This window comes from Bradyrhizobium cenepequi (genome assembly GCF_020329485.1).
Taxonomy (GTDB): domain Bacteria; phylum Pseudomonadota; class Alphaproteobacteria; order Rhizobiales; family Xanthobacteraceae; genus Bradyrhizobium; species Bradyrhizobium cenepequi.
This window is the reverse complement of sequence record NZ_JAGKJI010000064.1, coordinates 25,689-36,701: the sequence shown is the minus strand read 5'-3', so window position 1 is coordinate 36,701 and position 11,013 is coordinate 25,689. Positions and strand designations below refer to the sequence as shown.

Annotated in this window: 10 protein-coding genes; 4 read left to right on the top strand and 6 right to left on the bottom strand. The window is 63.9% G+C overall.

All coding sequences use genetic code 11. The features are described from left to right. Positions 1-602 precede the first annotated feature (602 nt). Positions 603-1,844, top strand: coding sequence for an MFS transporter (locus J6497_RS36120; RefSeq protein WP_225708971.1), 1,242 nt, complete (start codon positions 603-605; stop codon positions 1,842-1,844). Between the two features lie 99 nt (positions 1,845-1,943). Beyond that, a complete protein-coding gene (locus J6497_RS36115; RefSeq protein WP_225708970.1) occupies positions 1,944-3,167 on the top strand; it encodes an MFS transporter in 1,224 nt (407 codons plus the stop codon). Positions 3,168-3,208: 41 nt separating this feature from the next. On the opposite strand, the gene J6497_RS36110 is transcribed toward J6497_RS36115, so the two are convergent. Continuing rightward, the gene (locus J6497_RS36110; protein ID WP_225708969.1) at positions 3,209-3,754 is read right to left on the bottom strand and encodes a carboxymuconolactone decarboxylase family protein; all 546 of its coding nucleotides are present in this window, start codon (positions 3,752-3,754) and stop codon (positions 3,209-3,211) included. Between the two features lie 150 nt (positions 3,755-3,904). On the opposite strand from J6497_RS36110, the gene J6497_RS36105 reads away from it, so the two are divergent. Together J6497_RS36105 and J6497_RS36100 are read left to right on the top strand one after the other, a co-directional pair. Further along, positions 3,905-5,086 carry an acyl-CoA dehydrogenase family protein gene (locus J6497_RS36105; protein ID WP_225708968.1) on the top strand — a complete coding sequence of 394 codons (1,182 nt, stop codon included), beginning with the start codon at positions 3,905-3,907 and terminating at the stop codon, positions 5,084-5,086. A gap of 144 nt (positions 5,087-5,230) precedes the next feature. After that, a complete protein-coding gene (locus tag J6497_RS36100) occupies positions 5,231-6,370 on the top strand; it encodes an acyl-CoA dehydrogenase family protein (RefSeq protein ID WP_225708967.1) in 1,140 nt (379 codons plus the stop codon). Positions 6,371-6,524: 154 nt separating this feature from the next. Here J6497_RS36100 and J6497_RS36095 read toward each other — a convergent pair whose 3' ends face one another. The 5 genes from J6497_RS36095 to J6497_RS36075 form a co-directional block, all read right to left on the bottom strand. Then, entirely contained in the window at positions 6,525-7,562 is a 1,038-nt protein-coding gene (locus J6497_RS36095; RefSeq protein WP_225708966.1) for an amino acid ABC transporter substrate-binding protein, read from the bottom strand. A 60-nt stretch (positions 7,563-7,622) separates the two neighbouring features. Further along, positions 7,623-8,216, bottom strand: coding sequence for a L,D-transpeptidase (locus J6497_RS36090; RefSeq protein ID WP_225708965.1), 594 nt, complete (start codon positions 8,214-8,216; stop codon positions 7,623-7,625). A 160-nt stretch (positions 8,217-8,376) separates the two neighbouring features. Next, positions 8,377-8,505 (bottom strand): DUF2474 domain-containing protein, encoded by a 129-nt coding sequence (locus tag J6497_RS36085; RefSeq protein WP_225708964.1) that lies wholly within the window; start codon positions 8,503-8,505, stop codon positions 8,377-8,379. Next, positions 8,505-9,515 carry a cytochrome d ubiquinol oxidase subunit II gene (gene cydB, locus J6497_RS36080; protein ID WP_225708963.1) on the bottom strand — a complete coding sequence of 337 codons (1,011 nt, stop codon included), beginning with the start codon at positions 9,513-9,515 and terminating at the stop codon, positions 8,505-8,507. The genes J6497_RS36085 and cydB overlap by 1 nt, the downstream gene beginning before the upstream one ends. Then, positions 9,512-10,918, bottom strand: coding sequence for a cytochrome ubiquinol oxidase subunit I (locus J6497_RS36075; protein WP_225708962.1), 1,407 nt, complete (start codon positions 10,916-10,918; stop codon positions 9,512-9,514). The genes cydB and J6497_RS36075 overlap by 4 nt, the downstream gene beginning before the upstream one ends. Positions 10,919-11,013 lie beyond the last annotated feature (95 nt).

Sequence of the window (11,013 nt, the reverse complement as noted above, 5' to 3'; positions counted from 1 at the left end):
TTGCGGTGAGATGCGGTGGACGCGGGTGTTGCGACTGACGAGCGTGACTATCCGTGGACGGCGAAGTCGTGTGGTTCTGGCGCCCCGACGCTGGCGCTAAGTTTTTTGCGCGAACAAGTTTGCGCGAGAGGCGACGGTGGCAAGAAAGCCCGGTCACCGGGAAGAGCACGAAGTAAGCCGTAAACCACTGCGCAGGGAAAGCCGGTGTTGCTCCGGTTGACCTGTGGTCCTACCCCCGTGCTTTTTGTTGCACGGGGCCCACGGGTGCAACCGGCACCCGGCTTTCCCTGCGCCCTCTGATATCGAGGAGGGCGGAAAGCGACGCAAAGCTCGGACGCATCGCGCCGCGAGAGCGCAGCCTCATATCCCCTCCGCTGTTTGAAAACTGAATCGGAATCGTAGGATGGGTAGAGCGTAGCGAAACCCATCATTCGTGCGGCTTGCTTCATCGCGATGGGTTTCGCTGCGCTCTACCCATCCTACGGGGCTGCCACCCGCATGACCTCCGTCCGTTTGCGCTGGTTGATCGGGCGGCGTCCTCTCTCCATAGTGCGGCTGCAACAGCGAGGTTCCCTGCCGGGCGCCTTGGAATGGGAACGTCGATGAGTGTCATATCCAGCGAGGAGATCGCCGACGACGCGCGGGTGCGCGGCAATGTGCTGCGGCTGGCTGCGGCGCAGGCACTGACCGGCGCCAATTCGGCCGTGATCTTCGCGACCGGCTCGATCGTCGGCGCGACGCTGGCGCCGAGCGTCTCGCTCGCGACGGTGCCGCTGTCGATGTATGTGCTGGGGCTTGCCGCCGGCACGCTGCCCACCGGCGCGATCTCGCGCATCTATGGCCGCCGCACGGCGTTCATCATCGGCACCGGCTGCGGTGCGCTCACCGGCGTGCTCGGCGCCTTCGCCATCCTGCGCGGCGCGTTCTGGCTGTTCTGCCTTGCGACCTTTCTCGGCGGGCTGTATGGCGCGGTGGCGCAATCCTATCGCTTCGCCGCCGCCGACGGCGCCAGTGCCGCGTTCCGGCCGAAGGCGGTATCCTGGGTGATGGCAGGCGGCGTATTCGCCGGCGTGCTCGGTCCGCAGCTCGTGCAGTGGACCATGGACGTCTGGCCGCCTTATCTCTTCGCCTTCAGCTTCGTGGTGCAGGCTTTCGTCGCCCTGGTCGCGATGGCGGTGCTGGCGGGCGTCGATGCGCCAAAGCCCGCCGCGGTCGACCTGCATGGCGGCCGGCCGCTGCTCGAGATCGCGCGGCAGCCGCGCTTCATCGCCGCCGCGCTTTGCGGCATCATCGCCTATCCCATGATGAACCTGGTGATGACGTCAGCGCCGCTCGCGATGAAGATGTGTGGCCTCTCGTTAAGCGATTCCAATTTCGCGATCCAGTGGCACATCATCGCGATGTACGGCCCGAGCTTCTTCACGGGCTCGCTGATCGCCCGCTTCGGCGCGCCGCGCATCGTCGCGCTCGGCCTGCTCTTGGAGGCGCTTGCGGCGACGATCGGGCTCTCGGGCCTGACCACGCTGCACTTCTGGGCGACGCTGATCGTGCTCGGCGTTGGATGGAATTTCGGCTTCGTCGGGGCCTCCGCGCTGGTGCTGGAGACGCACCGGCCGCAGGAGCGCAATAAGGTACAGGCGTTCAACGATTTCCTGGTGTTCGGGATGATGGCGATCGGCTCGTTCTCCTCCGGCCAATTGCTGGCCAATTATGGCTGGTCGGCAGTGAACCTGGTGGTGTTTCCGCCGGTGCTGCTGGGGCTGGCCGTGCTGGCGCTCGTATCGTTTGCGAAGCGGCGTGCCAAATTGCGCGCCGTCGATGAGTTTCCGGAACCGAGCATGTGAGGACTTGCTGACATCTACTGACAGTTCGGCGGTGATCGAAATGATGGCCAGACGTTTCTGCTAACACGCATGATGGCGTAACAACGATAAGCAAGAACCGTGGACGCATCGACTCACATCAGCACCGACGAGACTTCGCTCCGCTACGACGGCTGGCGCATCGTGCTGGTCTGCTTCCTGCTTGCGACGTTCGGCTGGGGGCTCGGTTTCTACGGCCAGAGCGTCTATGTCGCCGAGTTGCAGCGATTGCACGGCTGGCCGGCATCGCTGATCTCCTCCGGCACGACGCTCTTCTATCTCGCCGGCGCAGGGCTGGTTGTCTTCGTCAGCGAGGCGATCAAGGCGTTCGGGCCGCGTAGCTGCATGATCGCGGGCACCTGCGCGATGGCTGCGGCGGCGGTTGCCGTCGGGCAGGTGCGCGAGCCCTGGCAGCTCTATCTTGCCGACGCCGTGCTCGCCTTCGGCTGGGCCGGCACCAGCCTCGGCATGATCACCAACGTGCTCGGCCTGTGGTTCGATAAGAAGCGCGGCATGGCGATCAGCCTGGCGCTGAACGGCGCGAGTTTTGGCGGCATCGCCGGCGTGCCCCTGCTGGTCGCCGGCATCGGCTATTTCGGTTTCGCCGGCGCGATGACCGTGGCGGCCATCACGATGGTCGCGCTGATGGTGCCAGTGATCCTGATCTTCGTCGGCCGGCCGCCGGCGCATATGGGGGCGGTCGCACTCTCGGCGGCGAGCGGGCCGTCACCGACGCAGATCCGCGCCCGCGCGCTTCGCGATCTCGGCTTCCTCTCGGTGACGATCGCCTTCGCCCTGGTGCTGTTCGCCCAGGTCGGCTTCATCGTGCACCTGATCTCGTTCCTGGACTCGGTGATCGGCCGCGAGCGTGCCGCGCTTGCGATGGCGCTGCTGACGGCGATGGCGGTGGTCGGGCGCGTGAGCTTCTCCTTCGTGATCGACCGGCTCAATCAGCGATTGGCGTCGGCGCTGTCCTTCGTCAGCCAGGCCGTGGCGCTGCTCGTCGTCATCAACCTGCGCAACGACTGGGCGCTGGTTGCGGCCTGCGCCGTGTTCGGCTTCTCGGTCGGCAATCTGATCACGCTGCCGGCCTTGATCGTGCAGCGCGAATTCGACCCGCGGTCGTTCGGCGTGCTGGTGAGCCTGCTGACCGCCATCAACCAGATCACCTATGCCTTCGGTCCCGGCGTGGTCGGCCTGCTGCGCGATGTGTCTGGAAGTTACACGCTGCCGTTCTACGCCTGCATCGCACTTGAGTTGATCGCGGCCGCGCTGATCATGATCCGCGGCCGTGGCAGTGCATAGCTTGGACACGGGCACCGCGCACACCACCCTCATCCTGCGGCTCACGCGAGCTCCGACGCCTCGCCATCAGGCAAGCCGAACTCGAACGTGTTCAGCGTCATCGACACCATCGTGTAGTAGCCGCAGAGCCCGATGATCTCGACCACGCCGCGCACGCCGAGCACCTCGACGGCCTTATCGTGCAGCGACTGCGACAGCCCATGGCCCTCATGCAGCGATTTCGCCACGTCGTAGATCATCCTGGCCTTGGGGTCGTCGAAGGTGGGCGTGCGGCGGTCGCGGATGTCGTCGATGACTTGCAGGTCGAGGCCGCCCTTCAGCGCGAGGCGTTTGTGCGCCCACCATTCGTAGTGCGCGGTGAAGTGGCGCGCGGTGACGAGGATCGCGATCTCCGAAAGCTTTGGCGGGAACATCGTGTTGAAGCGCAGCATCTCGCCGAGCCGCGTGGCATGCCTCGCCATTTCGGGGCTGTTGAGCCAGGCCATCATCGGCGCCGGCGCCGCGCCGCGCTTGCCGGCGATCGCCTCGTCATAGGTCTGTTTTTGCGCCTCGTTCATTTCGCCAGGCGAAAGCAGCTTCAGCCTCATGTCCGTTTCCTCTTGTTTTTCAATCGTTACGCCCCAAGCGAATACACCCGTTTCAACCACGCGGCCATCGGCGCCGGGCGCATGGAGATATTGAATTCCACGATCCGGCAGCTAAGGTCGTTTCAACAATTCGTCAGATGGAAGCGCCCTATGGCCGATCTTGAGAAATTCCGCAGCGAAACCCGCGCCTGGCTGGAGCAGAACTGCCCGCCGGAGATGCGCAAGCCCATGACCTCGGACGACACGTTCTGGGGCGGCCGCAACGCGAAATTCTCCTCCGACCCGCAGCGGGTCTGGTTCGAGCGGATGCGCGACAAGGGCTGGACGGTGCCACATTGGCCAAAGGAATATGGCGGCGGCGGCCTCGATGGCGAGGAGGTGAAAATCGTGCGCCAGGAGATGGCGGCGATCGGCGCGCGGCAGCCGTTGACCTCGTTCGGTATCTCCATGCTCGGGCCGGCGCTGCTCAAATACGGCACGGAGGCGCAGAAGAAGGAGCACCTGCCGAAGATCACGGCCGGCCTGATCCGCTGGTGCCAGGGCTATTCCGAGCCGAACGCCGGCTCCGACCTCGCCTCGCTGCAGACGCGGGCCGAGAGCGACGGCGATGATTTCATCATCAACGGCCAGAAGATATGGACGTCCTATGCCAACTATGCGGATTGGATCTTCTGCCTAGTGCGCACCGATCCGACCGCGAAGAAGCATGACGGCATCAGCTTCATCCTGTTCGACATGACCTCGACGGGCGTGTCGACCAAGCCGATCCTCTTGATCTCCGGCTATTCGCCGTTCTGCGAGACCTTCTTCGACAATGTGCGGGTGCCGAAGTCGCATGTGGTAGGCACCATCAACCGCGGCTGGGACGTTGCGAAATATCTGCTGCAGCATGAGCGGGCGATGATCTCTGGCATGGGCGAGCGCGGTGTCGGCCGCCCCCTCGGCCAGATCGCGGCTGATTCTATCGGTGCCGACGAGCAGGGACGGCTCGATGATGCGGTGCTGCGGAGCCAGATCGCGACGTTCGAGGTCGATGAAGCCGCGCTCGCCGCGGCCGCCGAGCGCGCGGTTGACCTCGCGAAAGCCGGGCAGGCGCATCCGGCATTCTCCTCGGCGATGAAGTATTACGGCACCGAGCTCAACAAGCGCCGCTACGAGATCCTGATGTCGGCGGGCGGTATTGACGCGCTGGAATGGGAAAGCGAGCGCTCCAGAGGCGGCGCGCGGCCGCGTGCCTGGCTGCGTACGAAAGCCAATTCGATTGAAGGCGGCACGTCAGAGGTGATGCTCGGCATCGTCGCCAAGCGTATCCTCGACCTGCCAGGGGCTTAGGAAAAGTCCTCATCCTGAGGAGCCTGCGAAGCAGGCGTCTCGAAGGATGGGCCACGGGCCTCATGGTTCGAGACGGCGCAAGAGCGCCTCCTCACCATGAGGGTCCAAAGAGAAATCAGTCGAGCCAACACAGCGGAATACACCATGGCCCTCGTACTCACCGAAGAACAATCCATGCTGCGCGACAGCGCGCGCGGCCTCATCAGCGACAAGGCGCCGGTCTCGCATCTGCGCCAACTGCGCGACAGCAAGGACGAAACCGGATTCTCGCGCGAGCTCTGGACGACCTTCGCCGAGATGGGCTTCTCCGGCCTGTTGGTGCCGGAACAATTCGGCGGCAGCGGGCTCGGCGCGGTCGAAGCCGGGATCGTGATGGAGGAGATCGGGCGCACGCTGATGCCATCGCCGTTCCTCGCCACGTCCGTGCTGGCGGCCTCCGCACTGTTACGTGGTGGCAGCGAGGCGCAGAAATCACAGCATCTGCCCGGCATCGCAGACGGCTCGCTGCTCGCCGCGCTTGCGGTCGATGAAGGCGCCAAGCATCGGCCGCTGCAGACCAGTATGCAGGCGGTGCGCAGTGGCAACGGGTTCAAGCTGAATGGCGACAAGGCGCTTGTCGTCGACGGCCACACCACCGATCTACTGATCGTCGCCGCGCGTACGGCCGGCAGCGCCGAGGAGAAGAACGGGGTGACCCTGTTCCTGGTCGATCCGAAGGCCAAGGGGATTGCGACCGAGCGCACCATCATGATCGACTCCCATAACGCTGCGCGCATCGTGTTCGACAGTGTCGAGGTCAACGCCGATAGCGTGCTAGGGGAGGTCGACCAGGGCTATCCGCTGCTCGAAGGCGTGCTCAATGTCGGCCGCGGCGCGGTTGCGTCGGAAATGGTGGGCCTGAGTGAGGAGGTGTTCGGTCGCACCGTCGCTTACCTGAAGGAGCGGAAGCAGTTCGGCAAGGCGATCGGCGAATTCCAGGCGCTGCAGCACCGCGCCGCCCAGCTCTACATCGATATCGAGATCACCCGCGCCGCGGTGCTGAAGGCGCTGCAGGCGCTCGACGCCGATGCCGCCAATGCGGGTAGCGCCGTCTCCGTTGCAAAGGCACGTGCCGGCACGACGGCGACGCTCGCGGTGCAGGAAGGCGTGCAGATGCACGGCGGCATGGGCATGACCGATCAGTTCGACATCGGCTTCTTCATGAAGCGCGCCCGCGTCTGCCAGGAGCTGTTCGGCGACAGCAATTTCCACGCAGATCAATTGGCAAGGGCGAAGGGATATTGAACTCCATCCCCTCATGGTGAGGAGCCGCGCAAGCGGCGTCTCCGGACGATGCTTCGCATCGCCGGGAGAACCATGAGGCCCGGCCGGTGGCCTCATCCTTCGAGACGCTTGCTACGCAAGCTCCTCAGGATGAGGGGAGAGATCGGAGGAAGCCCTACCGGACCGGCGGGGCGTACTGGATGCCGCCGGCGCTCCAGAGCTGGTTGAGGCCGCGCGGGATCTTCAGTTTCGACTCGCTGCCGACATTGCGGTCGTAGATTTCGCCGTAATTGCCGACGCGGCGGATGATGCGTGCGGCCCAGTCCTTGGTCAGGCCGAGGTTCTCGCCATAGGAGCCTTCGGTGCCGACCAGCCGCATCACCTCGGGCTTCTTCGATTTCAGCGCCTCGTCGATATTCTTCGACGTGATGCCGAGCTCCTCGGCGTTGATCATCGCATAAAGCGTCCATTTCACGATCATCATCCAGTCGTCGTCGCGCTGCCGCACCACGGGCGCGAGCGGCTCCTTCGAGATGATGTCGGGCAGGATGATGTGGTCGTTGGGCTTGGCGAGGTTGAGCCTGAGCGCATAGAGCTGGGAGGCATCGGCGGTGAGGGTGTCGCACTGCCCGCTGTCGTAGGCCTTGATGACGTCCTCGAGCTTTCCGAACTTCATCTCCGTATATTTCATGTTGTTGGCACGGAAATAGTCGGCGAGATTGAGCGCCGTCGTGGTGTCGCCCTGCACGCAGACCTTACTGCCGTTCAAATCCAGCGCGGAATCGATGTTGCGCGAACGTGGCAGCATAAACCCTTCGCCGTCATAATAGGCCACGGCCGGGAAATAGAGGTCGTAGTTGGTCTCGCGCGACATGCTCCAGGTCGAATTGCGCGAGAGGATGTCCACCTTCCGGCTCTGCAACTCCTTGAAGCGCTCGCTGGCGTCGAGCGGGACGAATTTTGCCTTGGACGGATCGTCGAAGATCGCGGCGGCCACCGCACGGCAGAAGTCGACGTCGAAGCCGGTCCAGTTGCCCTTCTCGTCGGGGATCGAAAAGCCCGGCAGGCCCTTGTTGACGCCGCACAGCACGTCGCCGCGCCGCATCGTGCGCTTCAACGTCTTGGTGTCGTACCGTTCATAGGTGATGGCGGCGGCGGCAACCAGCACCGCGACCGCGAGCCCGATCAGCAGGCCGCCTCGAAATGTGCGCATGATTATTTCTCACCAGATGATGGAGGCAATGGTGTCAGGAAGGGAGAAGAAGGCGGGCGGTTACAGTTCGGGCTTCTGCCGGACGATCACCTTGGTGCCGACGAGGACGCGATCGTAGAGGTCGGTGACGTCAGCATTGACCAGTCGGAAGCAGCCTGAGGAGATTGCAGTGCCGATGGTGTTGGGCTGGTTGGTACCATGGATGCGGTACACGGTGGTGCCGAGATACATCGCCCGCGCGCCGAGCGGGTTGCCGGGACCGCCGGCCATGAAGCGCGGCAGATAGGGTTGACGCGCGATCATTTCCGGCGGCGGCGTCCAGTCCGGCCATTCCGCCTTGCGGGTGATGTTGAGGAGCCCCTGCCACTGGAAGCCTTCGCGACCGACGCCGATGCCGTAGCGGATTGCACGCCCGTTGCCCTGAATGAGGTAGAGATGGCGCTCCTTGGTTGAAATGATGATCGTTCCCGGCGCCTCATTGGTGCGGTAATAAACCACCTGCTTGCGCCATTCCGGATCGAGCTCGACGTTATCCTCCGGTACCAAGCCTGGCTGGTCGCCGACATCGGAGGTCTGGGCCTGGCTTTGCGAGGCCGAAAGCATCAGGCCGCCCGCGGCAATGACCATCCAGATCAGGTGACGAAGTTTCGTCATTATAAAGCTCTCCTCGTTGGCGCACGGCCAAATTCGCGATGCTCCACCCAAATCAGCAAGCATCAAATCTCAGTGGCAGCTTGATGGCAAGTTTGCGGCGAAGGAGGTAGCTCGCTGGAATACCTGCAATTTCCTGTCACGGTGCTGTAGCCGAGTCGTCTTATTTCGGTGCGATCCAAAGCCGCAGGCCGAACGAAATCAACGCCACGGTACCGACGCCGCCGAGCCAAAGCGCGGCGAACCACATCAGGCGCTTCGCGAGCGGATGTGGGTTCTCCTCGCGCGGCATCAGTGATACCCGCCCCCGGGCCGCACCTTGCCGCGAAACACCCAGTATGCCCAACCCGTATAAGCGAGGATCAGCGGAATCAGGATCGCGACGCCGACCAGCATGAAGATCTGGCTGTTGGGGGGCGAGGCCGCCTCCCAGATCGTGATGCTCTGCGGCACGATATAAGGATACATGCTGATGCCAAGGCCGGCATAGGACAGGAAGAACAGCGCCAGCGTCAGGAAGAACGGCTGGTAGTCGTATTTGTTCGCAAGGCTGCGCAACAGCAGCACGGTCACGCCCGCCACCGCGACAGGCACCGGCGCGGTCAGGATGATGTTCGGCCAGGTGAACCAGCGCTCGGTATATTGCACGCTGAGGAACGGGGTGGCGATGCTGACGGCGACGATCGCGCCGAGCATCGCGAACAGCAATACCCAACTCAATTGATAGGCCTTGTCGCGCAGCGCGCCCTCGGTCTTCATCACCATCCAGGTCGCGCCCAGGAGCGCGTAACCCATGACCAGCGATATCCCCGTCAGCACGCTGAACGGCGTCAGCCAGTCCCACCAGCCGCCAGCATACTGGCGGCCTTCGACATGCACGCCCTGCAGGATGGCGCCGAGGGCAATGCCCTGCGCCAACGCGGCCACCAGCGAACCGCCAAAAAAGGCGCCGTCCCAGCGGTTGCGTACCCTTTGCGTGCGCCAGCGGAATTCGAAGGCGACCCCGCGGAAGATCAAGCCGACCAGCATCGCGATAACAGGCGTATAGAGCGCCGGCATCAGCACGGCATAGGCAAGCGGAAACGCCGCCATCAGCCCGCCGCCGCCGAGCACCAGCCAGGTCTCGTTGCCGTCCCAGACCGGCGCCACGCTGTTCATGATGATGTCGCGATCGGCCTTCCTTGGAAAGAGCGGAAACAGGATGCCAAGGCCCAGATCGAAGCCGTCCATGACGATGTAGACGAACACTGCGAAGGCGATGATGAAGGCCCAGACCGTGGCGAGATCGACCGCGACGCTCATGATGCGTCCTCCGCTGCCGTGGCGGCCGCCGGCGTGATGCCGGCGGCGCGGGCGGGCACGTCACGCGGTGGCCCCGGTTCGCCCGGATGCGGCGGCGCCGCCATCAGCCGTAGCAGATAGATGACGCCCGCCGCGAACACGGCGAAGTAGACGATGACGAACGCGAGCAGCGAAGAGCCGACCGCAGGCGCAGCGAGCGGGGAAACCGAGTCGGCCGTCCGCAGCAGGCCATAGACCGTGAATGGCTGCCGCCCGGTCTCGGTGGTGATCCAGCCCGCCAGCACGGCGATGAAGCCCGCCGGCCCCATCAGCATCGCGAACATGTGCAGGAAGCGCGAGGAATAGAATTGGCCGCGCCAGCGCATCCACGCGCTCAAGAGGCCGAGCCCCATCATCAGGAAGCCGAGCCCGACCATGATGCGGAACGACCAGAAGGTGATCGGCACCGGCGGCCAGTTTTCCCGCGGCACGGTGTCGAGGCCGTCCATCGGCGCAGTCGGTGAGTGCTTCAGGATCACCGATCCGAGCTTGGGAATCTCGACGGCGAAGTCGACCCGGCCGGCGGTCTGGTTGGGCCATCCGAACAGGATGAGTGGCGCGCCGTCCTTGTGGCTCTGGAAATGGCCTTCCATTGCCATGATCTTCACCGGCTGATGCTCCAGCGTGTTCAGCCCGTGCTGGTCGCCCGCCAGAATCTGGATTGGGGCCACGAAAGTGGCCATCCACATCGCCATCGAGAACATCACGCGTGGGCCGGCGAGGTGCTGATCACGCAGCAGATGATAGGCGCCGACCGCACCGACCACGAGCGCGGTCGTCAGATACGCCGCGAGCACCATGTGCACGAGGCGATAGGGAAACGACGGATTAAAGATCACCTCGAGCCAGTCGGCCGCCACGAACTGGCCGCTCGCATTGACGGCGTAGCCGGTCGGCGTCTGCATCCAGGAATTGGCCGAGAGGATCCAGAATGCCGAGATCAGCGTGCCGACCGCGACCATCAAGGTTGCGAGAAAGTGCAGCCTGGGGCCGACGCGGTTCAGCCCGAATAGCATCACGCCGAGGAAGCCGGCTTCGAGGAAAAACGCGGTCAGGACTTCATAGGCCATCAGCGGTCCGATGACCGGCCCGGTCTTGTCCGAGAAGACTGACCAGTTGGTGCCGAACTGGTAGGACATCACGATGCCCGACACCACGCCCATGCCGAAGGCGACTGCGAAGATTTTTAGCCAATAGTGAAACAGATTGATGAAGACCTCGCGTCCGGTCCAGAGCCAGAGCGCTTCGAGCACGGCAAGGTAGCTGGCGAGCCCGATCGAGAAGGCCGGGAATATGATGTGAAACGACATCGTGAAAGCAAACTGCGCCCGGGCGAGCGCAACCGCATCCCAGCCTTCGAACATGACGCGCTATCCATCGTGAAATCCGACGTGAGGTTATCACGCGTCCGATCGCCGTGAAAACATGTCAATATGACCAAGGCAGAGCGACCCGGCGC

Bases quoted from the DNA above. Each gene is read 5' to 3' on its own strand.
- J6497_RS36120 (WP_225708971.1), top strand. From the start codon at position 603: ATGAGTGTCATATCCAGCGAGGAGATCGCCGACGACGCGCGGGTGCGC.
- J6497_RS36110 (WP_225708969.1), bottom strand. From the start codon at position 3,754: ATGAGGCTGAAGCTGCTTTCGCCTGGCGAAATGAACGAGGCGCAAAAA.
- J6497_RS36105 (WP_225708968.1), top strand. From the start codon at position 3,905: ATGGCCGATCTTGAGAAATTCCGCAGCGAAACCCGCGCCTGGCTGGAG.
- J6497_RS36100 (WP_225708967.1), top strand. From the start codon at position 5,231: ATGGCCCTCGTACTCACCGAAGAACAATCCATGCTGCGCGACAGCGCG.
- J6497_RS36095 (WP_225708966.1), bottom strand. From the start codon at position 7,562: ATGCGCACATTTCGAGGCGGCCTGCTGATCGGGCTCGCGGTCGCGGTG.
- J6497_RS36090 (WP_225708965.1), bottom strand. From the start codon at position 8,216: ATGACGAAACTTCGTCACCTGATCTGGATGGTCATTGCCGCGGGCGGC.
- J6497_RS36085 (WP_225708964.1), bottom strand. From the start codon at position 8,505: ATGCCGCGCGAGGAGAACCCACATCCGCTCGCGAAGCGCCTGATGTGG.
- cydB (WP_225708963.1), bottom strand. From the start codon at position 9,515: ATGAGCGTCGCGGTCGATCTCGCCACGGTCTGGGCCTTCATCATCGCC.
- J6497_RS36075 (WP_225708962.1), bottom strand. From the start codon at position 10,918: ATGTTCGAAGGCTGGGATGCGGTTGCGCTCGCCCGGGCGCAGTTTGCT.